Consider the following 24,593-nt stretch of genomic DNA (forward strand, 5'->3'; position numbering starts at 1 on the left):
AGCTTTCAATGCCCCTGACCCGCATTGTTGGACGCGATACATAAAGTCGGCTGAAAGCTCAGCGATAGGTGGGTTATCTCTCTGGTATATAGCGTAATCATATGCGAGCGGCCTTCATGCCGCTCGACAGTTGAACGCTCCTTGTGTTATCCCGGGCAGTTAGTTCCAGCTACATGATATTCAAGAATATTTAAGTTGCCCTTGGAGTCCTCGTAAGTCATCTGTGCTGGTATCACCTCATTGCAAGTTATGTCAGTTCGTGTGGTTTGGATGACTTTGGCAATGTCTAGCTCCATTCCATAACGATAGTGCACTACTTTTGGTGGATTCTTTCCGGTGGAGATGGCGTATTCCTGCATCGCCTTTTCGTTTGCGCGAATCATTTCTCCATAAGTGCTATCCGAACTACCTCCAGCCATGGTCAGCGAAGTTACCGTCATCAATGATAATGCGGCCATGATTCTGCCAGTGTTCATGTTCAACTCCTGATTAAAATGTCGCTGGCACTATAAGCTTGGCGGGATTTCAGGTGGATGACTTCAGGATTACATTGTTGTAATTGATTGGTTTGTCCGGCTAATGTTTTTTAAAAAGTTAATATTTAAGAACGCAAGTCTCGTTGCGCCAGATCTCCGTGTTGGATTTTCGGCATATCAGTATTGCTTTGAAAAAGCTGACATCGATGTAATGTCCAGGTCATCTGCATGACAGGCCTGATCTGCAATAAAGCCAGGCAATAAAAAACGCTTCTTAATTCGAGGCTCGGATCACTAACGAGCCCATGCTTTTCCTTGTGCCGACTCCGCGTGCTACGGAGCTAGATCTGATGAATATTTTGAGAAAAGGAAGTGGCTCATTGGTGCACCTTTCGCTCTGCGCGATGAGAGAGAGCCTGGTGGACCTAGCCGAAGCTGGGAAAGGTTTTGGCTTTCGGCGCTGCGATCAAAGGGGCCGGCATAGCAGAAAGGGGAAGCTATGAACTGGATCGTTCAACCGTTGCCTGGCAGCCAACGAGTGCTGCTGGCTGCTGTCACCCTGGGCCTTGTTCTGAGCGGCAGTGTTCAAGCCGCACCAGAGTCAGCCGAATTTGGCGCCACCTTGCCTCCGCTGCTCGACCTGCTCGAACGCCAGAGCCCTGAGCTGCGGGCTGCAGGGTATGAGAGACAGGCCGCCTGGGAGCGGCCCGACGTGGCCGGCTCGCTTCCTGATCCGATGCTCACGTTCGAAGAAATGGGTATCGCCCGTGACGACCCGAGCCTCTCGCCGAGCGGCGTCGGCAGCACACGCTACGCGTTCCGTCAGACCTTTCCGCTGGGCGGCAAGCGAGGGCTTGCCCGCGAGATCGCCGAGGCGGGCGCAGAGCAGGCGGTGGCGCGCGAGCGCCTGAGCCGGGTCGAGCTCAGGAGTCTGGTCAAACTGGCCTTCAACGAATACCAGTACGCCCATGCCGCCACCCAGGTGACCGAGGAGTTGCGCAGCCTGGTGGATGAGCTTGAGAGCATCGCCCAGGCGCGCTACCGGGTCGGGCTTGCACCGCAGCAAGACGTGATCAAGGCGCAGACCGAGCACAGCAGCCTGCAGAGCGAGTTGCTAACGCTGGAGCGTGACCGGCGCAGTACTGCGGCGCGGCTCAACGGTATTCTGGCGCGCCCGGCGAACGCGCCGCTGGCGACGCCTGCCGGCTGGTCCGCGCTGCCTGCAGCGGTGCCTACCCTGGCGGAGCTGCAGGCGCGAATCCTTGGCGGCAACCCTCAAGTGGCCGAGCTCAATGCACGGATTCAGGAAGCCCGACGCGCCGAGGAGCTCGCGAGCCGGAACTGGATTCCGGATGTCACCGTCGGCACCGCCGTCGTGCAGATGGGTAACCGCGCCGAAGAATTCGAATTGATGCTGGAGATGAACATTCCCCTGTGGGGCAAGCGCCGCAGCGCCGAACAGCGCGAGGCCGTCTCCATGCGCTACGCCGCAGAAGCCCGGCGTGAAGCGGTCAACAGCCGCCTCGCCGGTAGCGTCGGTGAAGCCTGGTCGGCGTTGGAAACCGCCTTTCGACAGCACGCGCTGACCGCAAGAACACTCTTGCCGCAGGCAGAACTCACCTATCAGTCAGCGCTTGCCAGCTATCAGACCGGCAACGTCGATTTCGCCACCTTGCTCGATGCCCAGCGACAGATCCGCCAACTGCGGCTGTCGCTCCTTTCGTACGAACTGGAGCAGCGCGTACGGGTAGTGGAACTGGAGCGTCTTGTCGGAGCAGAACTATGAAACGCAGCATGATTCTGGGCGCCGGCACGTTCGCCCTCGCCACCGCAATCGCCGGGTTTGCCGGCGGTTACCTGATGGCGCAAAAGCCAATTTCCTCAGAGACCGTCGATAGCAGCGCGCCACAGGAGCGCAAGGTCCTCTACTACCGTAATCCCATGGGCCTGGCCGACACCTCGCCGGTGCCGAAGAAGGACCCGATGGGGATGGACTACATCCCGGTGTATGCCGACGAGGCGCCCACTGTCGCGCAGGGCGAGCGCAAGGTTCTCTACTACCGCAATCCCATGGGGCTGCCGGACACCTCGCCAGTGCCGAAGAAGGACTCTATGGGCATGGACTACATCGCCGTCTACGAGGGTGAGGAATCCGGAAGCACCGTCACCATCAGCCCCGAGAAGATCCAGCTACTGGGCGTGTTGACCTCGCCGGTCGAGCGCCGAGTGCTCACGCGCACGGTGCGTGCCGTCGGTACGGTGCAGGTGGACGAGCGCGGCCAGTACACCCTGGCGCCGAAGTTCGACGGATGGATTGAGAAGCTCCACGTAAACACCACCGGTGAGCCGGTCCGCAAGGGTCAGCCGCTGATAGACGTGTATAGCCCCGAGTTGGTCTCGGCGCAGCAGGAGTTCTTGATCGCCAATGCTGGACGACAGCGCCTAGCGGCTGGCAGTGCGAATGCCAGGCAGGGGGTCGCCTCACTCTCAGAATCTGCCATGCAGCGGCTACGCAACTGGGATATTGGCGAAGCACAGCTTGAGCGCTTGCGCCGTACCGGCAAAACCAGCCGTACCTTGACGATCACCGCTCCGGTGGATGGGGTCGTACTGGACAAACCGGCGTTGGAAGGCATGCGCTTCCAGGCCGGGGACGCTCTCTACCGAATTGCGGACCTCGATACCGTCTGGCTTATCGCTGAGGTATTCGAGCAGGACCTGGCGTTGGTAAAACCGGGGCAAGCGGTACAGCTCACGGTCAGCGCCTATCCAGGCCGCCATTTCACTGGCGAGGTGACCTTCATCTACCCCGATCTCTCGCCGCAGACCCGCACTGTAAAGGTTCGTATCGAGCTGTCCAATCCCGACGGCCTGCTCAAGCCGGCCATGTTTGGCACTGCCCAGCTGGCTGCTGGGGAGCGCACACCCGTGCTCGCGGTTCCCGACTCGGCGGTGATCGACAGCGGCACTCGGCAGGTCGCACTGGTCGCCCTGGGTGAGGGTCGCTTTGAGCCGCGCGAACTGCTCACCGGCAGACTGGCAGACGGCTTTCTTGAAGTGCTTGAAGGGCTGGGCGAGGGAGAGTCCGTGGTCACGCGGGCCAACTTCCTGATCGATGCCGAGAGCAACCTCAAGGCAGCGCTGAGCGGCATGAGCCCGAAGTCGGCGGCAGCCGATGCCCATGATCATGGGAGCCACGAAAGTCCTGGCCATGCCGCCACCCCGACCGATGACGACGCACACAGCGGCCATGCTGGCCACACTGAAAGCAGCGACGACAATCATGGGGGCAGTCACGGGAGCAGCGAGACTCATGCTTCGCCGGATGATGTGCATGACCACGAAAGCCACACTAAGCCAGGAGCACATTCCGGTCATGTCATGCCGGATGACCACGACAACTCCCATGGGGGGCATTGAATATGCTCTCCAGAATCATTGAATGGTCGGTTCGCAACGTCTTCCTGGTGTTGCTCGCCACGCTGATCATTATCGGCGCCGGCGTCTACGCCGTGGTGAAAACCCCGTTGGACGCGCTGCCGGACCTGTCCGACGTGCAGGTGATCGTCTACACCGAGTTTCCGGGGCAAGCGCCGCAGGTGGTAGAGGACCAGGTTACCTACCCGCTCACCACGGCACTGCTTTCGGTACCCAATTCCAAGGTGGTACGGGGCTTCTCGTTCTTTGGCGCCTCCTTCGTTTATGTGATTTTTGAGGACGGCACCGATATCTACTGGGCACGCTCGCGGGTGCTTGAGTACTTGAACTTCGCCTCCAAGAGCCTTCCAGCTGGAGTGACACCGGCGCTGGGGCCGGACGCCACCGGCGTTGGCTGGGTCTACCAATACGCGCTGACCAGTGCGCGGCATACCCTTGCGGAGCTGCGCACGCTGCAGGACTGGTTTGTGCGCTATCAACTCACCAAGGCCGAGGGTGTGTCCGAAATCGCCAGCATCGGCGGATTCGTCCAGCAGTACCAAGTCACCGTCGATCCGCAGAAGCTGCAGGCCTACGACATCCCGTTGAGCCGCATTTCCGACGTCATTCGGACCAGCAATGCCGACGTGGGCGGTCGCATCGTGGAAATGAGCGAGACCGAGTACATGGTGCGCGGTCGCGGCTATTTGCGTGGTGCAGCGGACATCGAGAAACTGGTGCTCAAGGCCGCGGGCGGGGTGCCGGTTCTGCTGCGCGATGTGGCGCGCGTCGAGCTCGGCCCTGATGAGCGTCGCGGCGTGGTCGAGCTCAACGGGGAGGGCGAGGTGGTCGGCGGCATCGCCGTCGCCCGCTACGGCGAAAATGCCATGAACGTGATCGACAACCTGAAGGCCAAGATAGAGGAGATTCGTCCCGGCCTGCCGGAAGGTGTCGAGATCGAGCCGGTATACGACCGTTCGGATCTTATCCAGCGCGCCGTGGACAATCTCAAGGTCACGCTGCTGGAAGAGTCGATCATCGTCGCGCTGGTGTGCATTGTGTTTCTTCTGCATGTACGCAGTGCGCTGGTGGCCATCCTCATGCTGCCGGTGGGCATCCTGATCGCCTTCATCGTCATGCGCTGGCTGGGGCTCAATTCCAACATCATGAGCCTGGGCGGCATCGCCATCGCTATCGGCGCAATGGTGGACGCGGCCATCGTGATGATTGAGAACGCGCACAAGCACCTGGAGCGAGCGTCGCCGGACAAGCCGAGGGCAGAGGTCATCATTGAAGCCTGCCGCGAGGTGGGGCCGGCGCTGTTCTTCTCGCTGCTGATCATTACCGTTTCCTTCCTACCGGTGTTCACGCTGGAGTCCCAGGAAGGACGGATGTTCTCGCCGCTCGCCTTCACCAAGACCTTCGCCATGGCGGGTGCGGCGTTACTCTCGGTGACGCTGGTGCCGGTGCTGATGCTGTTGTTCGTGCGCGGGCGGATCATCCCCGAGCACAAGAACCCGGTGAACCGTTTCCTGATCTGGATTTATCGCCCGATCATCCATATCGTGCTGCGATGGAAGGTGACAACCATCGTGGTGGCGCTCGTGGTTTTGGGCGTGAGCATCCTGCCGGCGCGCCAGCTTGGCAGCGAATTCATGCCGCGCCTCAACGAAGGCACGCTGCTGTACATGCCGGCCTCGCTCCCGGGCATGTCCATCACCAAGGCTGCGGAACTCATGCAGGTGCAGGACCGGATCATCAAGAGCTTTCCCGAGGTAGCCTCGGTATTCGGCAAGGCGGGCCGCGCGGCCACGGCCACCGACCCGGCCCCGATCGAAATGTTCGAGACGGTGGTCAACCTCAAGCCGGAAGAGCACTGGCGGCCGGGAATGACGATGGATAAGCTCATCGCCGAGATGGATGAAGCGCTCCGGTTTCCGGGTGTGGCCAACAGCTGGACCATGCCCATTCAGGGGCGCCTGGACATGCTATCTACCGGCATACGAACGCCCATTGGCATCAAGGTGTTTGGCATGGACCTCGCCGGGATCGAGCGGCTGGCCACCCAGATCGAGACGGTTGTGCAGGCGGTGCCCGGGACAACCAGCGCGTTTGCCGAGCGCATCACGGGTGGCTTCTATCTTGATATTGCCCCCGACTACGATGCCCTGGCCCGCTACGGCCTGACGGTGGGTGAGGTGCAGATGGTCATAGCCACTGCGTTGGGCGGCGAGCTTGTGACCACGACCGTGGAAGGGCGCGAGCGATTCGGCGTCAGCGTTCGCTACCCACGGGAGCTGCGCTCCGACCCGCAGCGTATTGCCACCGAGGTGCTGGTGCCAACGCCGGGCGGCGCACAAATTCCGCTCGGGCAGCTCACCGATATCAGCGTTTCCAAGGGCGCGCCCAGCATTCGTACCGAAAACGCGCTGCTCTCAGCATATATCTATGTCGATATTCGCGGCCGCGACATCGGCAGCTATGTGCGAGAGGCACAGCAGGCGGTCAATGATCAGGTGACCTTTCCACCCGGTTACTACGTGACCTGGAGCGGCCAGTTCGAATACATGGAGCGGGCGGCGGAGAGGCTAAAAATCGTCGTGCCGCTGACCCTGGTGTTGATCTTCCTGCTGCTGTACCTGAATTTCCGCCGGCTTACCGAGACGCTGATCGTCATGCTCTCGGTGCCGTTCTCGCTGGTGGGTGGTATCTGGCTCATGTGGGCGCTGGGCTACAACTTCTCGGTGGCCGTGGTGGTGGGCTTCATCGCCCTGGCTGGCGTGGCTGCCGAGACCGGTGTGATCATGCTCATCTACCTTGACCATGCGCTCGCCGAGCGCCGAGCCGAACGGGAAGCAGCCGGCGAGCAGTTAACGGTGGCTGATCTCTACCAGGCAGTCATAACTGGTGCAGTCGAGCGAGTACGGCCGAAGATGATGACGGTAGTGGCCATCATGGCCGGCCTGCTGCCGATCATGTGGGGCACCGGTACCGGCTCGGAGGTGATGCGACGCATTGCCGCGCCGATGGTGGGTGGGATGATTTCTTCCACCGTACTGACGCTTGTGGTCATTCCGGCGATCTACATGCTGGTCAAGCAGCGCAGTCTGCGGTGATCGCTCGGTAGCGTGTTCATTCGCAGCTTACCCGGAGGTTTGGAGGCGCCACCCAGGCCTCCGGGAGCAAATAAGCAGACAACAAAAGCCCGAGTAGCTGCTGAGTCCAGAGATGGTTGTATGTTGCAACGAGCGAGGCTTCGGCACTTTCGTAGTCCACACTAGCGACATTCTCTTGCTCAAGTCGGGTCAGCTGCGATCAACGCCAAGTTGTAAGAACGGGTTGTTGAGCGGCACTTCCTCGAACAGATGCCTCGGATCTGCCAGCAGGTAACCATGCAGTCGTCGTGACTTGCGTGGTCCTGTCACCTCGCAGGTCCAGATGTTCAGACCATTGACCTGCTTGCGGTGCAGTTGCAGCTTTTCGAAGCGCTTTTGCACCCACTGCCAATCTGCAACCTGATCCTGCTTGGCGAGCGTGGCCGTGTTCGGGTGCTCTTGTGCGTAGCGCTGAAACACACCGGGGCTAACCAGAAATGCCGTGTCGGCCACGGTGTGCACCAGGGCCCTGGCGTCATTGATGATGAGTTTGCGGCTCTGTACACGCTGCCGCAGCCAAGCCAGGAAATGTTCGCCGGAAGGTGACTCCGGTGAGTTTCCACCGTTTTCGATGGGCGGAAGTACAGCGGCAGGGGGCAGCATTGAATCGTTCGCCTGGGAAGGTGCGGCCGGGTCATTGATGCCCGTTGCTGGGGGTGGTTCAACCTCCGGCCTCTGTGGGTGCGGTTCGGTATCTGAGGTGCCGAGCAATGCCAGCAGGGCGTCGACGCTATCGGCAGCGGGTGCAGCAGAGGCCGCACGTGCGGCGGTCGCCACGGGTGAGGTTTCACCGCTATCGATGAATGATTCTGTGGTCGCATCGTTGCGCTCTACCTCAATCACGACAGTGCCAGTGAACGGCTCCGGCCGACCATCTCCCTCCCAGATCAGAGCCGGCGCCAATCGCAGCAGTGTGAACGTGTGCGACCAGCCTGCGTCGCTCGTGACCGTTGCTCGCCAGATTGCCTTGCCGTCAGTGGTGGGCTGGAGCATGCCGTGATCCTGCAGCACGTTGAACACGGCAGTGTTGTTCGCAGGGATACCTTCGATGCCCTGTGCCAGCAAGTGCGCGCGCAACTTGTCCGAAACAGTCTTGCTGACCAACCACAGAGAATCCTGCGTCAGCCAGCCGTCCGACGCCTGGGGTTGGTTGAGTTTCAGCTCCTCCTTCAGCAGGTAGCGCAGGCCATTGAGCAGCTTGCGCTGCAGCGCTTGCTTCGGGGCCGCCATAGCCCGTGCAGGATCGCCGCCCAGGGCCTGGGCAACCGAAGCACGGTCGGCCTGAATGACCAGCTCACCGAGGACGCCGGCGTGTTCGTACTGGCCGGCCAGAACGTACAGCAGTGCGGACCAGAGTGGCGGGAAGGTGCTGAGCCAGTCGAGAATCTCGCCATCGAGCACCTGGCGATACAGCAAGCCCGTGGCCGCGTTGTGTAAGCGGTATTCGCGATCCTGCCGGTAGCGGAATCGGTAGGGGCGTGCCAGCGGGCCGTGCCAGGGGTGCCAAATGCTGCCGTCGGCATGTTCGACGTGCAGATCGACAGCGATCTTGCCGATGTCATGCAGCAGCGCGGCGTAGGCTATGGCGGCGGTCCAGGCTTCTGCCTGCACGACCTGGTCCTCGGGTGTGGTGCCACTGGGTAGCAGGTACGACTGCCGCAGTTTGAGCGCATACGCGACGATTTCCAGGCCGTGGTCCAGCATCCCCCCTTGATACGCATGGTGATGCGCTTCCGACGCAGGAAACTGCTGGACCAGCTCGGCATAGCGTTGCAGCGGAGCCAAGTAGAGTGAAGCGAAATGCTTGCGCGAGAGCGAGGTGCGTTGCCAGATGTGCTCCAGCAGTTTCTGCCGGCGCGCTGTGGACAGCAGGGCGGCGACCGACTCCGGTCGCATCAGCCCTTTTTCCATGTCTCCGGTGGAGGAAAGCGAGGCCGTTACTGGTGGGCGTTTTCGTTGGAATAGCGAGAGCATCGATGGCACCTGGAGTTGAGGCAGGCGAGGGCCTTTTCCCTTTCCGGGTAAGCCCGTTTCCCTTGAGTCCCATTCCCTTGCGCCCTTGCTGGAATCCTTTGATATAGCAGGCGCGAACGGCCATCCGCGAGCGTCTATGCGGTGTGGGTGATTGCTCTTTGAGGGCGCCCCTAGAAGGAGCACGTTTGGCCGTGCGCTTTGCTCAGTTCAGGCAGGGCCTTTCCTCGTGACTTCTAGTCTCTTGCCCTTTTCCAGACTTTTGGTGCGGGCAGTTGCTCCTTTGCTGGCACCAGACAATGCGGTGATGATCCAAACCGGATTGTTTAGAGAAGGCAGGCTGTTCCCCCTCTACCGTGGTGACCCACACAGGCCAGCCGGATGGACACCATGCCGAACCTATACCATAATGATCATATCAATCATATTGACCGATATGGTCCGAGGTGGATGATGATTACCGAAGTCAGCGCCGTGAGCTTCCGGCAGAACCTGGGCGAGATGCTCAACCAGGTGCAATACCGCAACGACAGCATCGTCATCAAGAAGGACGGCAAACCGGTTGCGGCCCTTGTAGACGCCGAGCTGTTCGCCCGCATTCGACGCATGCAGGAGCGCTTCGATGCCTTGAGCAGCAGGATCGGCGAGGCCTACGCCAGCGTACCGGTCGAAGACGGTCTGGCCGAGATCGAGGCTGCGGTTGCGGCTGAGCGGAAGCGGGGCTGATGGCAGGGCTGCGCGTCGTGCTCGATACCAATGTGCTGGTGTCGGGCCTGGCGTATCCGGGCAGCGTGCCGGGGCGCATTGTGGCGGCCTGGCGTCAAGGCGGTCTGGATGTCGCGCTATCGCACTACATTCTGGACGAGCTGGCCCGAGTGTTGCCGCGCTTGCCCAGGATCGGCATGACCCCCGAGGAGATCCGCGATCTGGTCGACAGCCTTATGTTCCTGGTCGATATTGTCGAGCCTGAGGGCGAACATGCGGCCGACCTGCGCGATCCGGCTGACCAACCCGTATTGCTCACACTGGTGGCGGCGCACGCCGATTATCTGATTACCGGCGATAAGGACTTGCTAGCGCTGGCAAATCGGTATCCCATCGTAACGCCTGCAGAGTTTTGGTCGCGCCACGGTGTCTGATGGATGACGTGCAGAAATGCCCGTTACGCTTGAATAACCACGTGAGCTTCGATCAAAGGCACGGCAGACCCGATGTTGAGAAGACATAACGGGACGACCATGAGGTAACCAACATGAAAACTTTTGCGCAGACTTCATTCGCAGAGCGCTTTGGCCAAGTATTCGGCCGGATGTGGTGTGGATGCCTGCATCTAGAGCGGAAGATGAGTGGTTGGCTCGTAGAGCACGGTTTACCTGCTGGTGGAGCTACTGCTTTGCTCTGGATTGCCAAGCTGATAGTGGTTGGTGTGCTGCTATACGCCGTATTCTGGATGGTACTTGTGCTTCTTGTGGCAGTGGTTGCGGCATGGATGGCCCGCGACTCCGATGATGGAGCGTCAGAAGAGTGGGCGGTCGGTGAGCAAGCTGAACACAAGATCAATCCTGGCTACCATCCGGCTCTTTACAACGACGCTCCCGATTCGCGTTATGCAGACCCGCAGCTTGATGACTAACGCCATCGTTAGGTGTCGGGTTCACTGCCTACCTGAGTTTGCCTGAGAGCATTCCCGGCGCTTTTCCTCCTGCTTGACTTGCCGGTCGTGTGCCATCCGAGAGCCCTTGGAGCAGTCCGCCGGTGCGTACACCGACCCAAGATAAGGCAGCAACCCAAAACGCGGGCAGCGTGATAAACATCGTGGCCATCACGAAGTTGACGACCATATCGCCGAAGGTGTTGTTCAAGCCGATCAGCGGATCGAAGTTCGCATGCGGCCGGTTCCACCCCCAGCCCCAGCCATAGAGCGCGTCGAGGATCGTCGAGTCGATCCAGCGTGCGAGCTGGAACCAGAAATCGACAAAAAACAATGCGAACTGCACGATGCTGATGGTGACTACGGTTTTGAGGTCGTAGGTGCCTATAACCAGTACCAGCGGGATGCAGATCACCAGCGCCATCTTTAGCAGTGCCAGAACCATCGGCAGCGCCTGCCGCATCGCATCCATTGCGGGGAAAAATCCGATGGAGCCGATGGTCAACCCGGCGTCGCTGACGGCACGGGTGGCGACATTGGGAATGGTCATTTCGATCTGGCCGCCGTAGTCGCTGTAGACCGCACCCTGGTTGAGCTTCTGCTGCCGCGGCGACGCGATGGCTCGAATCACCGAATCGTCGACCTGATCCTGTGACAGGAAACCGGCCCAGCCGCCGATTCGCGTTAGCAAGCTGGGGTCGACCTGGCCGAGCAAGCGTGCACGCAGTCCGTTCGTGCTGTCGGACCACCATTGATTGCAGGTTGGATAACCCGCACCGCTGGGCACCTCCGTCAGCCCTTCATCTCGGCTGCTGTCATAGGCCCAGCCCTCGCGTGGTGTCATTGCCCGATAGATGTCGTAATAACCCGCAGTGTTGAGGAAGAAGCGCGAGCCGATCCAGGTCACGTCATGCATCTGTTCCTCGTTCAGCGCCGGGCGATTCATGAAGAGTTTGGCGCGTGCTGGCCCATAGCAGTCATGGGTGAAATCGCTCACTTCTTGGGCAAGTACTGGATCATCAATGCGAGTGGCGTCGACCTCCATGCGTATCTGCCGCAGATCGGTGCCGCAGGGGATCGCCGCCACCGCAGCGCCGGTGAGCGCCCGCGAGACGGTGTGCATGAAGGCCCACCACACCGGCACTTTGGCTGATTGGTTGTTGAGGGTACTGAAGGACTGTGACCAGCCTGTCTCAGCAGGGGCTGGGACACTCACCTGGCATTGAGCTGAGCGGGTGCGATCGAACTGGAGCGTGTTGAAATCCACGTCGATAAACGGCATGCCCGCGAACAGGATAACCACGATGGACACATAGATGCGGTTCTCGATACGCACGGCCGACAACGCGCCTTTGTTTCCTTCGTCGGCACCTTCCGCGCGGGCCTTGAGCCATTCCTGAATGATGATGGCCAAAAAGGGTATGGCGAATACGCCGCTGGCGACGAGAACTGCCCAAATGCCGTTGTGGACGATCCAGGAGACAAGCGTCAAGTAATACTCAAGGTAATCGGTGGTGTAGAGGGTCATTGCAGCCTCCGGTTATCCGCCTTGTACGAACTGGCTGATCTCCAGTGCCGCTACTGCGATGACGGCAGCGATTTCGGCCGTCCGCAGGCGCCGGTGAGTGCCGGCTTCCGCCTCGCGTGCCAGTACACGGCGCCGCATCCAGCACCAGCCCCAAGTAGTGCCGGCATAGAGCAGTAGCCGCCAGGCCAGGAAATGGCCGCTATGATCATCCAGCCATTGCTGCCAACCCTCGATGCCGCCGGCTAAGTGGATGCCGACGACATTGGCAGTGATTGTCGCGACCAGTAGCAGAAGGACCCACAGCAGCGTCAAACCTGCGCGACGTAGCCAGTGGCGCCGCCACGCCATGCTCATGGAGTGCTCCCGCTGCTTGGTGGGCGCTGCAACTGATCGAGCCGGTCGCGGGCCGGATCACCTTGATAGATGCCTCGCGAGCCCGCAGAGCGTGCGCTGTGACGCTGGATGATGGCAGTGGGCGAATTGCTCGCCAGCTCGCGGCGCAGCTCCAGCTCGGTTTTCAGGTTATGGATTTCGCGGTCGAGTAGGTCGCTTTCGTGTGAAACTGCTTTTTGCGCCAGTTCGTTGGCTGCAACGTTCGGTTCTTTGCGTCCAGTCAGCAGGGTACGTTGCAGCAGCAGTGCTTTTTCGAGCACGCTGGACAAGGCGATTTCCGAAGCGAGGCGTCGCGCCAGGATGTCTTGGTCGGGTTCATCGCGCAGTGCTTCGACCACGCCGCGCGTAATCGGCAGCGAGGCGCTGCCGGCCGTTTGTAAATTGTCGAAGCTCAGGGGCTGGCTGCCGGCGATCAGCCCCTGTAGTACTTCGAGCCTCTCCTCGTATTCCTCCTGGATCAGCGGGGTCAGGCCGACGCCGGGCGTCGCCATGGTCTTGGTGCATGCTTCGCATGTGCGCTGCTCTTGCTCGCCCAACACCCGTACGGCCCAGGCTGAGGCTGCGGCGGGCGAGTTCCAGGTCTGGCAGGTCAGGTTGCCACCGCAACTGCTCGGATCGATCGAGCTGGTGTCGTCGACATCGCGCCCGTTAACCAGGTTGTAACCGGCGCGGGTGACATCACTGACGACGCGAATCGGGCGCTGCCCTGTGCCTCCCGCATTCTCGCCACCGACCCAGGTCACCCCTTCATTGCCGCGGCTCGCTTCGGTCTGCTCAATGGCAGATACAGCGTCGGTGCTGGATACGGCTTGCTTAAGTACCATCCCATCGGCGAGCTGGCTCCATCCGATCTGGCCGCCAGCCATGTCGCCCATTTTCTCCGCCATTGCGCGACAGGTCAGTTTGGAGCGGTCGAAGTCCAGCCGAGCCTGCAACACGCCGTTGGTGAGCAGGTTATAGAGCCCTGGGTCTGCCCTCTGGATGATCAGTGCTGGCAACGACGCTACGGCGGCCGTAGCGTTCTGAATAACTGACGACATGATGGTCTGGAACCCGTTGGTCACGCCGTTCAGCTGGTTCTGGATCGTGGTCGAGATAGACATGTCGCCGCAGATCAGATTGCTGTTCCAGCCGACGCCGACGCCAATGGAGCGCATATTGGGCGCGGGTGTCATCGACACGGCCTGGCCGCCGCCGATCGAATACAGCACATCGTCACCGATCACGGAGCCCTGGTGTTGCACACCATGCTGGTTGACGCTGGTCTGAGCGAATGTGTTTGTGCTCGCCATCATCAAAAAGGCGGTTAGAAGGAGAGGGCCCGGCATTACAGCAGGAAAGGACGTGCAACGGGTCATCATGGCCTGCCTCAATTGAAATCGACGCTGCCAAGAAAGACCTGACCTTCGCGTTCGCAGCAGCTATAGGGTCGCCACAGCGCCCAGGCGTAATCACCCTGCTGCGCCTGCACGCGGTTTTCGGAGTGAGGGAAGACCGCGCATGTGGGAGAGAGGGTCGGTGTCAGTTCCTGCCATTTGCCTGTCGTGGCGTCGCTCTCAACCAGTTCACCGGCTGGCCAGTAGCCGTCTTCGGCATCGGCGAGCAGAGGTTGGTAGACGTGGATCTGGCCGCGGCGTGTGACGACATCCCCGGCACGTTGGGCTACTACCGCACCGGCCATATAGTCATCGCTTTGGTGCAGGAAGCCGCCGCGTGGATAGACGTTGCCCCAGAGATTGCGGTCAGTGCGGGTGCCGATCTCGCGTTCGCCCGGAGTCAGCGCTTCCGGGTACACCATTTCGGGGATGTTGTAGCGCCACGCGATGGTGTCGAGAGTACTCAAAAGGTAAGGCATGAAGGCGGTGCCGGCACCTTTGCAGATATAGCCGAAGCCGGAGGCGAACTGGCTCAGCACATAGCCGCCGGGGTGGCCGATCACGTCAGCGTTCTTGAACTTCGCCAGGTTGTTTTCGTGGTTCTCGTTGGTCGTACCGTCGCCGCCGGCTTGTGCCATGGCGTTGGGTTGGCTTATCGATTGCACATCCACCCATGGATTCTCGCCAGTGTTCGAGTAGCTGGACACAACCGCGTCGGGCACGTAATGCCTGACCTTCACCGAGGTCTCCACGGAGCAGCTGAAATACGTGCAGAGCAGCCAGAAACAGATCCCGGCAACGCGATATTCCAGACAGTCCGGTGAGAGCGTCGAGGAAGCGATGGTCGAGGTGTCGAGCGCGAAAGACGGGACTCCCATCGTCAGCAGAATGGCGGCGATGCCGGCGCGCAGGCGGCGAGAACACATCATGGCTGCGTTCTCTGATGTGCTTCGATGAGCGCAACCGCCTTGGCGACGTCCGGCTCGCCATAAACCACATAGCGTTGATCAACCACTACAGCGGGGATCGTGGTAATGCCCAGGCTCCAGGCATCCACCACGTCTTGGTAAGCCGCACCAAGGCGTGCCAGGAGAGCGTTACCGCCGTCCTTCAGCCGCTGTTGCACGACTGCTGTACTGCGAGTGGGGTCGGCAGGCAGATGGGCACCCAGCTCGCCCTTGATTCGGGCCGGCTGATCCAGCTCGATAACCCGAACGCCGCTGGTAGCTAGTACCGGGTGCTGGCTATCGGTAACGACGAGAATGTCCTTGGCCTGCGCCTGCGTGCTTAGCAGCGCAGCGCATAATCCGGCGACGAGCGACCGCCACGATGAATGAGAAAGGAGAGTCGGTCGAGCCAGCATGTTGAACCACCGCAGAGTTGGCAATGGCGGTAGTCCACTTCAAAACGGTGTGGGTAACGACAAACAAACGGGAACCAGTGATCTCCGTTTTTACAGGGAAATGGCGCTGTGTGTTACGGGTACGCCGGCCCGCGCTGCGCACTTCTAGCCGATGGCTTAGGTGGCGCATGGCTGTTGCAGCCGGTGGGACAGACCACTCAGCCAGTTGGGGACCAAGGGGCTGTCATCAGGAGTCCAGGGAGTAGCTTTGTTCCGCCTTAGGGTTCGATGGCAACCTAAGACTCGCGCCCAAAGCGGCAGCAACCAGCAGCGCCATCAGCAAAATCATCGTAGTTGCGCCTTGGCCGCTCAGCACAAGCGCAGCCACAAACGGGCCGGCAGCCTGCGCCAGGAGCATAGGCCGCGCTAATGCTCCCATCCTGGTGCCAAACCCCTCCGCCCCGAATAGCGTTAATGGTAGCGTCCCTCTTGCAATGGTCATGATTCCATTGCCGGCACCGTAGAGGGCGGCGGCGACGAATGCTAGCCAAGGTATGCCAGGTGTGAACAGGAGTACGCCGGCAAGGCTCAGAAGAATGCCGATGCGCGCTGACCAAGTGGGGTGGAGATGCCGGGCGATGGAAAACTCCAGCAACCTTGCCACGACCTGCGCGGGGCCGATCACCATACCAATCGCGAGTACTGTGACGGTCGGGAGCCCCAGCTGTTCGAGTGCGGACAACAGGTGTACGGAAAAACTTGCCATGACGAATGCCATAACTGCCAGCAGCCCCGCGACCAGCATGAAGAGTCGACGGCTGGAGCGATCAGGTAATGGCGGGGGCCGTTCTTCGCCTGCAGAGCCCCCTCCAGCATCGCGCACGTGCGTTCTGGGGACAGCCAGCCAGTGGATCGACAGTCCAATCAACAGATGGGAGGCTACAAGCACCAGGCAGGCCTCACGCCAACCTAGCCAAGATTCAAGCGCGGCTATTGCGGGCCATCCCAGAGTGCTGGCGAATCCTCCGATCAAGGTCAGTCCGGTAATTGCTTCGCGCGCATGCTCTCTGAACAGCGTTCCGAGTGTTGCAAACGCGGCATCGTACAAGCCTGCCGCCATCCCCACTCCCAGCAGCGTCCAAGCCAAGTAGTAAAGCCATAGGGCATGTGCAAAGGACATGATCAGCAGCCCAACGCCCAACATCAATGAGCTGAAGGCGAGTACGGGACGTCCTCCATGGCGATCAATCAATCTGCCGGCCAGAGGCGAGCAAACGCCAGCAACCAGCATCCCCCAGGAGAGGCCTCCTACAACTGACGAGAGTGCCCATCCGGTGTCGCGTGCAATGGGCCCCGCCAATACCGCAGGCAGATAGAACGTCGAGCCCCACGCCAGAATCTGCGTGATGCCCAAGGCGATCACTAAGCGCAGGCGTCCAGTGGTGAGCGGCAGATGGGGTTCGATCTGGGTCACGGTCGCTCACTGCTATAGTTGTTAGTAGCAACAAGCTAGTCGATGCCCCCTATCCAGGTCAATTGAGCAACCATGGCTTGACGAACAATTCGCTGAGCAATAATGTTGCAGGTAACAACTAATCGGAACCGACATGCCAAAGATGCGTAATGACGACCTGAGCCAAGATGCGGAAGCCCTCTATGAGGCGCTAAACCAGCTGGTGCGGGTCTACCAGTTCCGTGATCGCGATCGTATTTGCTGCTACGACGTGTCGGTTACGCAGTGCTATGCCATCGAGACGCTGGTCAAGCAGGGGCCACTCCGCCTGCAGGGCTTGGCCGAGGAGATGTTTTTGGACAAGAGTACCGCCAGCCGTGTGGTTGATACCTTGGAACGCAAGGGTTACGTCTCGCGCGTCGAGGATTCGGAGGACCGTCGCGCCGTACGCGTCCAGGCCACCGAAGCGGGCACCAAGCTGTATGAACAGATTCGAGCGGACCTCATCGCTGAAGAGCAAGCGATGATCAGTGGCATGACGCCCGAGGTACGACAGGGGGCGCTCGTGTTGCTGCGTCAGCTTACCCGAGCAGCTGAAATTCGCTGCGGGCTGGCCACTGATTGCTGCCCGCCCCGATCGAAATAGGCGTGTAGAAGTATTCCTTTTTTTGCCCTGATTGTTGTTACTACCAACCGAGTTGTAAGCAAGACCAACCAGCCTAACGCCGGAGAATTGATATGAAACTGTCTGAACTGCCCGTCATTGTAATCGGCGCCGGCCCGGTGGGTCTGGCCGCTGCAGCGCACCTTCTGGCTCGAGGCGTGAAACCACTGATCTTCGAGGCGGGCGACCAGGCGGGAGCGAGTATCAGCCGCTGGGGGCACGTCAGGATGTTCTCGCCTTGGGAATACAACGTGGACAGGGAGGCTGCGAAGCTCCTGGCCGCAACTGGTTGGGTAGCTCCGGGAGCCGGGAGCTACCCAACTGGCCGCGAGCTTCTGAAGCAATACGTCCTTCCACTTGCCGCTGTACCAGTAGTCAGTGATTGCCTGCATCTGAAGACACGCGTGCTTGCGGTCTCCAAGGATGGCGCTGACACGCTGAAAAACAAGGGGCGTGCAGAGGCTGCGTTTCTGGTGCGCGTGGCGGGTCCCGAAGGTGAAAAGGACGTGCTTGCTCGGGCGGTGATCGATGCCTCTGGCACCTACGAGACACCTAACTGGATGGGAGCGTCAGGCATTCCGGCACTGGGTGAGTTGGAGGCAAAAGCGCATATCGTCTACGGCATACCCGATGCTTACGGTAATGAACATGATCGATACCGCAATCGCAGGGTATTGGTTGTGGGTGGAGGCCACTCAGCCTTTAACGCCCTGCAGGATCTGGTTCAGCTCGCTGCCGACGCACCTGCTACCAAGGTGTACTGGGCCATTCGAGGGCACTCGCTGGAGCGAATCCTGGGAGGTGGGGCCAACGATAAGCTCGCGGAGCGAGGCAATCTGGGCATGCGGATCAAAGCGCTACTTGACCAGGGGAAGATCACCTTATTCAAAGGCGTTTCGATCAGCCATGTCGACTCCACTGAAGCAGGGCTCATCGTCCACAGCAACGGTGAAACGCTGCCGGCAGTGGATGAGATCATCGTTGCCACAGGCTTCCGCCCCAATCTTCAATTGCTAGGAGAGCTGCGCTTGGCGATCGACCCGGCGACCCAGAGCCCCGTTCAACTGGCCCCCCTTATCGATCCCAATGAGCACAGCTGCGGTACCGTTCGGCCCCATGGCATTGACGAACTGTCCCACCCCGACGAGGGCGTTTTTATTGTCGGCATGAAAAGCTACGGACGCGCGCCCACGTTCCTGATGCTTACGGGCTACGAGCAAGTGCGCTCGGTGGTAGCGGGTCTTGCCGGCGACTGGGAAGCTGCGCGTCGTGTTGAGCTTGAGCTGCCAGAAACCGGAGTCTGTAGCCTCCGGCCTGAACAGCCGAAAGGGGTGCCGAGCTGCGGTGCCCCTACGCCTGCTGCGCAACCCCCATGCTGTGACACTCAGGCGCCCCTTGCTGCACCTCAGGCTTCTGAATCACGTTGCTGTAACCCTACGAGTCGCGCATAAGAACTCGTTGCCGAGGCTTGCTCCGTTGACCTGCCATTAATCAGGCCGGCGGAGCGAAGCAGGCACATAAGATCGACAAGCCTTGGTGCTCTTTGACTTTTTATCGGTTGTCATCGGAGAACCAACATGCAGGCCGTACAAATTTATGACCCCGCGCTGTGCTGTAGCACCGGCGTATGTGGAGTAGAGGTGGATCAGGCGCTTGTCACCTTCGCAGGTGATGTGGAATGGGCCATACGGAATGGTGGCCAAGTCCAGCGTTTCAATCTGGCACACCAGCCTCAGGCGTTTGCCGAACAACCTGCCGTTCGCAACTTGCTGGAACGTTCGGGACAGGAAAGTTTGCCCGTGTCCCTCGTCAGCGGCGAAGTCGTCTTGACGGGCCGCTATCCGACGCGCACCGAGCTCGCCAAGTGGACCGGGCTTAACGAATCGCCGTTATCCGACGCATCGGGCAGCGAATGCTGTTCGGGACGTGGTTGTTGCTGAAAGGACCCCCTCATGAAATTTCTTAAAACTCCACCGCGCTTCCTGTTCTTCACCGGCAAGGGTGGTGTAGGCAAGACCTCCATTGCTTGTGCCGCGGCTGTTCAACTGGCCGGCGACGGCAAGCGCGTCCTGTTGGTCAGCACTGACCCAGCATCGAACGTCGGGCAGGTTTTCGGCCTGGATATTGGTAACAAGGTGACCGAGATCCGCGGTGTACCCCGTCTAGCCGCTTTCGAGATTGATCCGCAACAGGCCGCTCAGGCTTACCGGGATCGAATCGTGGGGCCGGTCAGGGGCGTCCTCCCGGAGGACATCGTCAAAGGCATCGAGGAGCAACTGTCAGGGGCCTGCACCACCGAAATTGCTGCGTTCGATGAGTTCACCGCGCTGCTGACAGACGACAGCCTAATCGCCGAGTTCGATCACATCATTTTCGACACCGCGCCTACGGGGCATACCATCCGGCTGCTGCAGCTTCCTGGCGCTTGGAGCGGGTTTCTGGAAAACAGCAAAGGCGACGCCACTTGCCTGGGTCCTCTCGCGGGCCTGGAAAAGCATCAAGCGCAATACAAAGTCGCGGTGGAGGCACTATCCGACCCATTACGCACGCGTCTCGTACTCGTCGCACGGGCGCAGAATGCCGCATTGCGTGAGGTTGCACGCACGCACGAAGAGCTTTCTGAAATAGGCTTGAAGCAGCAGTATCTGGTCGTGAATGGAGTACTGCCGGCCAGTGCTGCCGACGGTGATGAACTCGCCTCAGCCATCTACCGACGCGAGCAACAGGTACTGGCGAACTTCCCCGAAGTACTACACGCGCTCCCGCTCGACCAGCTCTCGCTCAAGCCTTTCAATCTGGTAGGTCTTGACACGCTTGGGCGCCTGTTCGCTGATATGAATAGCGATAGCGGGGGTATAACTGGCGGCGAGCCCGATCTGAAGTTTCCTGAACTCTCCATCTTGGTGGATAACATTGCGGCTGACGGACATGGCTTGGTGATGCTCATGGGCAAGGGCGGCGTAGGCAAAACCACCATGGCCGCAGCTGTTGCCGTCGACTTGGCTCGTCGGGGATTACCCGTGCATCTAACGACCTCCGATCCGGCTGCACATCTTGCCGAAACACTTGAAGGGGCCTTGGATAACCTGACGGTCAGCAGAATTGATCCGCAGGCCGAAACCGAGCGCTACCGGCAGCACGTGCTCAAAACGAAAGGAGCACACCTGGACCCCGAGGGCCTGGCTCTATTGGAGGAGGACCTCCGATCGCCTTGTACTGAGGAAATCGCTGTATTCCAGGCTTTCTCCAGAGTGATTCGAGAGGCCGGCAAGAAGTTTGTGGTCATGGATACCGCCCCCACCGGACATACGCTTCTTCTACTGGACGCCACGGGCGCTTATCACCGTGAAATCGTCCGGCAGATGGGAGACAGCAAGGTAAGTTACGTAACGCCCATGATGCAGCTGCAAGATCCCAAGCAGACAAAGGTATTGCTGGTGACACTCGCGGAAACCACCCCTGTTCTGGAAGCGGCGAATCTGCAGGCTGACCTGCGACGCGCTGACATAGAACCTTGGGCCTGGATCGTAAACAACAGCGTTGCGGCAGCCAGGCCAGTGTCCGCATTCCTGCGCAAGCGTGCCGAGAACGAGCGCCGTGAGATCGACGCGGTAGCCAAGGAGCACGCAACACGTTATGCGGTTATGCCTCTGCTTAAGGATGAGCCCGTAGGCCTGAATCGTCTGCAGGCACTCTTCAGAAGCGCGTAGAAAATTGCGAGGCGTTGCTCGAACCGAACAGCGCCTCGTCAAACCGTCCTCCCCGACACAAGACTGAACCTTCGGTTCCACCTCCCTTGCAGAAGCGCTCTCTGCTTAAGCTCGCGGTCCTGATAGCTGCGCCTAGTGCCAGCAGGTATGAAGCTATGGGGCAAACTGTAATAAAAATGAAACTTAACAGGCTGCGCTAGAAGTAGCGATGGGCCTGTTGCTACTTCCTGAAACTCGACTATAACTAGTCTGTGCGGCGCAATAGCAGCCTCACCATTAGCATCTGCTATCGTTCGAACGTAAAAATCCTACGTGCTCAAAAACAATAATTAAGTCCAGCAGCAACCATAATAAGAGAGGACGCAAATGGGTAAGTTAACACGTCGTATATTTCTAAAATACACAGGTAGTGGAGCGGCTGTCGGCACGCTTGCTCTATCAAATACTGCCTTTGCGCAACAATCCGCTCCAAGTTTTCCGCCTGGCTCTACAACACTTCCCTATCCCCAACAACCAATCGCAAAACTAAACGAGCTTCAGGTCAATAACCCTGTTTCCTTTTCCTATCCGGATAGCGCCTCACCCTGTGTCCTGATAAAAAAAGGTAAAACCGTTCCGGGCGGCGTCGGGCCGGATAAAGACATTGTTGCGTACAGCACGTTATGCACCCACATGGGTTGCCCTGTGCTTTACGATCAAACAGCAGAGACGTTTAAGTGCCCTTGCCATTACTCCATATTTGATCCAGACCAAGGCGGGCAAATGGTAACCGGTCAGGCAACCGAGAATCTGCCTCAGATCGTGCTTTCTTATAACGATGACGAGAAATCTGTTTATGCCATCTCAGTCCAAGGACTGATCTATGGAAGGCAAGCCAATATAATTTAGTGTGAGGATAGCCTGATGAGCCAATTCAAAGATCGAGTCCCGCTGCCACCGATAGATGCCCAGAAAACTAATATGGCTTGCCATTTCTGCATAGTTGGCTGTGGGTATCACGTATACAAGTGGCCCGCAAACAAAGAGGGTGGCAGGGCGCCCGAGCAAAATGCTCTTAACGTGGATTTCACCCGCCAAGTTCCCCCAATGCAGATCACCATGACGCCTGCCATGGTGAATCGTATTAAGGATAACGATGGCAGCGAACACAATATAATGATTATTCCTGATAAGGAGTGCGAGGTAAATAAGGGGCTATCCTCTACGCGCGGCGGCCAAATGGCCAGCATTATGTATTCCGAAAATACCCCGATAGGAGAGCGTCGCCTCAAGGTTCCGATGCTCTATACCGGTGATGACTGGATAGAGACGACTTGGCAGCAGTCGATGGATATCTACGCGGGGTTAACTAAAAGAATTCTAGACGAAGACGGGCCCGAACAAATTCTGTTCAATCTTTTCGACCATGGTGGGGCGGGAGGAGGCTTCGAAAATACCTGGGCGACTGGGAAGTTGATTTTTTCCGGCATTGGTACTCCGATGGTCAGGATACACAACAGGCCAGCCTACAATTCCGAGTGCCATGCGACGCGCGACATGGGGGTCGGCGAGCTAAACAACAGCTATGAAGATGCAGAGCTTGCTGATGTATTGATCTCCATTGGTAACAATCCGTACGAGTCCCAAACTAATTATTTTCTCGCTCATTGGGTGCCCAATTTGCAGGGCGCAACGACAGGGAAAAAGAAGGAGCGATATCCAGGTGAAAGCTTTGCTAAAGCCAAGATAATTTTTGTAGATCCCCGCCGCACTATTTCTGTAGATATTTCTGAAACAGTTGCTGGCAAGGACCATGTTTTACACTTAGCTATCAACCCTGGAACGGACACGGCTTTATTTAACGGGCTTTTGACGTATGTGGTGGAAAAAGGTTGGCAGGATGATGAATTCATCCAGAACCACACGACCGGTTTCGACGACACTCTTGCCTCTAACAAGCTTAGCCTGAGCGAATGTAGCGTTATTACTGGTATCACCGAAGACGATTTGAGAAAAGCAGCAGAGTGGGCTTATCAACCCAAGGAATCGGGGCACGCGCCCCGCACCATGCATGCTTATGAAAAAGGGGTCATCTGGGGCAACGATAACTACCGAATCCAGTCATCCATCGTGAACCTTGTATTGGCCACGCATAACGTTGGCCGTCGAGGAACTGGCGTGGTTCGTATGGGTGGCCATCAGGAGGGTTATGTACGCCCCCCTTATCCAGGCGGTCGGCCCGCTCCTTACATCGATCAGGAAATCATCAAAAACAATGGAATGATGCTCACCGTCTGGGCTTGCAATGCTTTCCAAACGACTGTAAACGCCGAGACATATCGCGAAGCAGTAAAGCGACGGGCAAATATCGTCAACCAGGCACTGGCCAAGGCAAGGGGCGCTTCTACAGAGCAGCTAATCAACATCATCTATGATGCGGTCAAGAACCAAGGCGGCTTGTATCTCGTTGATATTGATCTCTATCGCACTAAGTTCGCGGACAGCTCCCACATGCTCCTCCCGGCCGCACACCCGGGAGAAATGAACCTCACATCCATGAATGGTGAAAGACGGCTGCGATTGTCAGAGCGCTTCATGGATCCTCCTGGGATTGCCAAAGCGGACTGTATGATCGCTGCCGATATGGCCAATGCGCTGAAGCGCCTGTATGAAGGCGAAGGCAACACTGAGATGGCGCAGAGATTCTCAGGCTTTGACTGGCAAAGTGAGGAGGATTCGTTCAATGACGGTTTCCGCATGGCTCATGAGAAGGAGATTGATAGCCAAGGGGGGCCTACTGGGCATCTTGCCACCTATGAACGGCTGCGAGCCGCAGGGACGAATGGCGTTCAGCTGCCCATCAAGGAATACCGCGACGGTAAGCTGATCGGGACCGAAATACTTTACAGCGACAACACGTTCGACACGGATGACGGGAAGGCCCATTTTCAGCCGTCACCCTGGAATGGCTTCCCCGCCGTCATCGAAGCGCAGCAGAAAAACCATGCTTTCTGGATCAATAACGGGCGTACGAATCACATCTGGCAATCGGCCTATCACGATCAGCATCTAAGCTTCCGTAAAGGTCGTTTTCCTATGGCACCCCTGGAGATCAACCCAGAGGACGCTGCGCAACTGGGGATCGCGGCTGGGGATATAGTTGAGATTTATAACGACTACGGCGCGACCTATGCCATGGCCTACCCGGAACCCGACATCAAGCGGGGGCAAGTCTTCATGATGTTCGGATACCCAAACGGCGTACAGGGCGACACAGTCAGCGAATGGACCGATCGCAACGTAATTCCTTATTACAAGGGTGCGTGGGCCGACATTCGTAAAGTAGGTGAAAACGAAGCCTACAAACATTCAGTGTCGTTCAAGCGTCGGCGTTACTCGTAACGCTTCAACATCGGGAGGAATGGTTCGCAGCATTCCTCCCGAGCGCTACGGGGTGGTTGCCCGCCTGCAAAAAACC

The 24,593-nt window shown here is 58.8% G+C and carries 20 protein-coding genes; 12 read left to right on the forward strand and 8 right to left on the reverse strand.

The features are described 5' to 3' along the window. Nucleotides 1-146 precede the first annotated feature (146 nt). Nucleotides 147-476 (reverse strand): DUF2790 domain-containing protein, encoded by a 330-nt coding sequence (locus tag NA637_RS16360; protein ID WP_003280469.1) that lies wholly within the window; start codon nucleotides 474-476, stop codon nucleotides 147-149. A gap of 499 nt (nucleotides 477-975) precedes the next feature. On the opposite strand from NA637_RS16360, the gene NA637_RS16365 reads away from it, so the two are divergent. The 3 genes from NA637_RS16365 to NA637_RS16375 are packed head-to-tail and all read left to right on the forward strand — an operon-like array spanning nucleotide 976 to nucleotide 7,009. Beyond that, on the forward strand, nucleotides 976-2,262 hold the full coding sequence (locus NA637_RS16365; protein WP_013983186.1) for a TolC family protein: 1,287 nt from the start codon (nucleotides 976-978) through the stop codon (nucleotides 2,260-2,262). Continuing rightward, on the forward strand, nucleotides 2,259-3,896 hold the full coding sequence (locus NA637_RS16370; RefSeq protein WP_256073390.1) for an efflux RND transporter periplasmic adaptor subunit: 1,638 nt from the start codon (nucleotides 2,259-2,261) through the stop codon (nucleotides 3,894-3,896). Before NA637_RS16365 ends, NA637_RS16370 begins: the two co-directional genes overlap by 4 nt. 2 nt (nucleotides 3,897-3,898) lie before the next feature. Continuing rightward, a complete protein-coding gene (locus NA637_RS16375) occupies nucleotides 3,899-7,009 on the forward strand; it encodes an efflux RND transporter permease subunit (protein ID WP_003280474.1) in 3,111 nt (1,036 codons plus the stop codon). 189 nt (nucleotides 7,010-7,198) lie between these two features. On the opposite strand, the gene mobH is transcribed toward NA637_RS16375, so the two are convergent. Beyond that, the gene (gene mobH, locus NA637_RS16380; RefSeq protein ID WP_200587481.1) at nucleotides 7,199-9,022 is read right to left on the reverse strand and encodes a MobH family relaxase; all 1,824 of its coding nucleotides are present in this window, start codon (nucleotides 9,020-9,022) and stop codon (nucleotides 7,199-7,201) included. Between the two features lie 450 nt (nucleotides 9,023-9,472). On the opposite strand from mobH, the gene NA637_RS16385 reads away from it, so the two are divergent. The 3 genes from NA637_RS16385 (at nucleotide 9,473) to NA637_RS16395 (ending at nucleotide 10,652) form a co-directional block, all read left to right on the forward strand. Continuing rightward, nucleotides 9,473-9,745 (forward strand): type II toxin-antitoxin system Phd/YefM family antitoxin, encoded by a 273-nt coding sequence (locus NA637_RS16385; protein ID WP_003291072.1) that lies wholly within the window; start codon nucleotides 9,473-9,475, stop codon nucleotides 9,743-9,745. Continuing rightward, complete coding sequence (locus tag NA637_RS16390) at nucleotides 9,745-10,158, forward strand: putative toxin-antitoxin system toxin component, PIN family (protein ID WP_003291071.1); 414 nt, start codon at nucleotides 9,745-9,747, stop codon at nucleotides 10,156-10,158. Before NA637_RS16385 ends, NA637_RS16390 begins: the two co-directional genes overlap by 1 nt. Nucleotides 10,159-10,271: 113 nt before the next feature. Next, on the forward strand, nucleotides 10,272-10,652 hold the full coding sequence (locus NA637_RS16395) for a DUF3742 family protein (protein ID WP_036998017.1): 381 nt from the start codon (nucleotides 10,272-10,274) through the stop codon (nucleotides 10,650-10,652). 28 nt (nucleotides 10,653-10,680) lie between these two features. Here the strand turns inward: NA637_RS16395 and NA637_RS16400 are convergent, their stop codons facing one another. From NA637_RS16400 to NA637_RS16425, 6 genes are all read right to left on the reverse strand, one after another. Beyond that, complete coding sequence (locus NA637_RS16400; protein WP_256073393.1) at nucleotides 10,681-12,198, reverse strand: conjugal transfer protein TraG N-terminal domain-containing protein; 1,518 nt, start codon at nucleotides 12,196-12,198, stop codon at nucleotides 10,681-10,683. 12 nt (nucleotides 12,199-12,210) lie between these two features. Then, a complete protein-coding gene (locus tag NA637_RS16405; RefSeq protein ID WP_013983178.1) occupies nucleotides 12,211-12,552 on the reverse strand; it encodes a hypothetical protein in 342 nt (113 codons plus the stop codon). Further along, nucleotides 12,549-13,952: an integrating conjugative element protein gene (locus NA637_RS16410; RefSeq protein WP_376786439.1), complete on the reverse strand. Its 1,404-nt coding sequence runs from the start codon at nucleotides 13,950-13,952 to the stop codon at nucleotides 12,549-12,551. The genes NA637_RS16405 and NA637_RS16410 overlap by 4 nt, the downstream gene beginning before the upstream one ends. An 8-nt stretch (nucleotides 13,953-13,960) precedes the next feature. Beyond that, nucleotides 13,961-14,896 carry a TIGR03756 family integrating conjugative element protein gene (locus NA637_RS16415; RefSeq protein ID WP_003291066.1) on the reverse strand — a complete coding sequence of 312 codons (936 nt, stop codon included), beginning with the start codon at nucleotides 14,894-14,896 and terminating at the stop codon, nucleotides 13,961-13,963. Then, complete coding sequence (locus NA637_RS16420) at nucleotides 14,893-15,330, reverse strand: TIGR03757 family integrating conjugative element protein (RefSeq protein WP_003291064.1); 438 nt, start codon at nucleotides 15,328-15,330, stop codon at nucleotides 14,893-14,895. The genes NA637_RS16415 and NA637_RS16420 overlap by 4 nt, the downstream gene beginning before the upstream one ends. Nucleotides 15,331-15,556: 226 nt before the next feature. Next, nucleotides 15,557-16,783 (reverse strand): MFS transporter, encoded by a 1,227-nt coding sequence (locus NA637_RS16425; protein WP_003291062.1) that lies wholly within the window; start codon nucleotides 16,781-16,783, stop codon nucleotides 15,557-15,559. A gap of 133 nt (nucleotides 16,784-16,916) precedes the next feature. Here NA637_RS16425 and NA637_RS16430 point away from each other — a divergent pair, with 133 nt between their 5' ends. The 6 genes from NA637_RS16430 to NA637_RS16455 all read left to right on the forward strand — a co-directional run bounded on the left by NA637_RS16430 (nucleotide 16,917) and on the right by NA637_RS16455 (nucleotide 24,517). Next, nucleotides 16,917-17,408, forward strand: coding sequence for a MarR family winged helix-turn-helix transcriptional regulator (locus tag NA637_RS16430; protein ID WP_003291060.1), 492 nt, complete (start codon nucleotides 16,917-16,919; stop codon nucleotides 17,406-17,408). Nucleotides 17,409-17,500: 92 nt separating this feature from the next. Beyond that, complete coding sequence (locus NA637_RS16435) at nucleotides 17,501-18,877, forward strand: FAD-dependent oxidoreductase (RefSeq protein WP_003291059.1); 1,377 nt, start codon at nucleotides 17,501-17,503, stop codon at nucleotides 18,875-18,877. Nucleotides 18,878-19,003: 126 nt separating this feature from the next. Continuing rightward, a complete protein-coding gene (arsD, locus tag NA637_RS16440; RefSeq protein WP_003291057.1) occupies nucleotides 19,004-19,366 on the forward strand; it encodes an arsenite efflux transporter metallochaperone ArsD in 363 nt (120 codons plus the stop codon). 12 nt (nucleotides 19,367-19,378) lie between these two features. Next, on the forward strand, nucleotides 19,379-21,136 hold the full coding sequence (gene arsA / locus NA637_RS16445) for an arsenical pump-driving ATPase (RefSeq protein WP_003291055.1): 1,758 nt from the start codon (nucleotides 19,379-19,381) through the stop codon (nucleotides 21,134-21,136). Between the two features lie 366 nt (nucleotides 21,137-21,502). Continuing rightward, nucleotides 21,503-22,024 carry an arsenate reductase (azurin) small subunit gene (locus NA637_RS16450; protein ID WP_003291053.1) on the forward strand — a complete coding sequence of 174 codons (522 nt, stop codon included), beginning with the start codon at nucleotides 21,503-21,505 and terminating at the stop codon, nucleotides 22,022-22,024. Nucleotides 22,025-22,039: 15 nt separating this feature from the next. After that, nucleotides 22,040-24,517 carry an arsenate reductase (azurin) large subunit gene (locus NA637_RS16455; RefSeq protein ID WP_003291052.1) on the forward strand — a complete coding sequence of 826 codons (2,478 nt, stop codon included), beginning with the start codon at nucleotides 22,040-22,042 and terminating at the stop codon, nucleotides 24,515-24,517. Nucleotides 24,518-24,593: the final 76 nt, after the last annotated feature.

This window comes from Stutzerimonas stutzeri, assembly GCF_024448935.1.
GTDB lineage: Bacteria > Pseudomonadota > Gammaproteobacteria > Pseudomonadales > Pseudomonadaceae > Stutzerimonas > Stutzerimonas stutzeri_AO.

What these genes read in the sequence shown, in the direction of transcription:
- NA637_RS16360 (WP_003280469.1), bottom strand. Translation starts at nt 476, where the DNA reads ATGAACACTGGCAGAATCATGGCCGCATTATCATTGATGACGGTAACT.
- NA637_RS16365 (WP_013983186.1), top strand. Translation starts at nt 976, where the DNA reads ATGAACTGGATCGTTCAACCGTTGCCTGGCAGCCAACGAGTGCTGCTG.
- NA637_RS16370 (WP_256073390.1), top strand. Translation starts at nt 2,259, where the DNA reads ATGAAACGCAGCATGATTCTGGGCGCCGGCACGTTCGCCCTCGCCACC.
- NA637_RS16375 (WP_003280474.1), top strand. Translation starts at nt 3,899, where the DNA reads ATGCTCTCCAGAATCATTGAATGGTCGGTTCGCAACGTCTTCCTGGTG.
- mobH (WP_200587481.1), bottom strand. Translation starts at nt 9,022, where the DNA reads ATGCTCTCGCTATTCCAACGAAAACGCCCACCAGTAACGGCCTCGCTT.
- NA637_RS16385 (WP_003291072.1), top strand. Translation starts at nt 9,473, where the DNA reads ATGATTACCGAAGTCAGCGCCGTGAGCTTCCGGCAGAACCTGGGCGAG.
- NA637_RS16390 (WP_003291071.1), top strand. Translation starts at nt 9,745, where the DNA reads ATGGCAGGGCTGCGCGTCGTGCTCGATACCAATGTGCTGGTGTCGGGC.
- NA637_RS16395 (WP_036998017.1), top strand. Translation starts at nt 10,272, where the DNA reads ATGAAAACTTTTGCGCAGACTTCATTCGCAGAGCGCTTTGGCCAAGTA.
- NA637_RS16400 (WP_256073393.1), bottom strand. Translation starts at nt 12,198, where the DNA reads ATGACCCTCTACACCACCGATTACCTTGAGTATTACTTGACGCTTGTC.
- NA637_RS16405 (WP_013983178.1), bottom strand. Translation starts at nt 12,552, where the DNA reads ATGAGCATGGCGTGGCGGCGCCACTGGCTACGTCGCGCAGGTTTGACG.
- NA637_RS16410 (WP_376786439.1), bottom strand. Translation starts at nt 13,952, where the DNA reads ATGATGACCCGTTGCACGTCCTTTCCTGCTGTAATGCCGGGCCCTCTC.
- NA637_RS16415 (WP_003291066.1), bottom strand. Translation starts at nt 14,896, where the DNA reads ATGATGTGTTCTCGCCGCCTGCGCGCCGGCATCGCCGCCATTCTGCTG.
- NA637_RS16420 (WP_003291064.1), bottom strand. Translation starts at nt 15,330, where the DNA reads ATGCTGGCTCGACCGACTCTCCTTTCTCATTCATCGTGGCGGTCGCTC.
- NA637_RS16430 (WP_003291060.1), top strand. Translation starts at nt 16,917, where the DNA reads ATGCCAAAGATGCGTAATGACGACCTGAGCCAAGATGCGGAAGCCCTC.
- NA637_RS16435 (WP_003291059.1), top strand. Translation starts at nt 17,501, where the DNA reads ATGAAACTGTCTGAACTGCCCGTCATTGTAATCGGCGCCGGCCCGGTG.
- arsD (WP_003291057.1), top strand. Translation starts at nt 19,004, where the DNA reads ATGCAGGCCGTACAAATTTATGACCCCGCGCTGTGCTGTAGCACCGGC.
- arsA (WP_003291055.1), top strand. Translation starts at nt 19,379, where the DNA reads ATGAAATTTCTTAAAACTCCACCGCGCTTCCTGTTCTTCACCGGCAAG.
- NA637_RS16450 (WP_003291053.1), top strand. Translation starts at nt 21,503, where the DNA reads ATGGGTAAGTTAACACGTCGTATATTTCTAAAATACACAGGTAGTGGA.
- NA637_RS16455 (WP_003291052.1), top strand. Translation starts at nt 22,040, where the DNA reads ATGAGCCAATTCAAAGATCGAGTCCCGCTGCCACCGATAGATGCCCAG.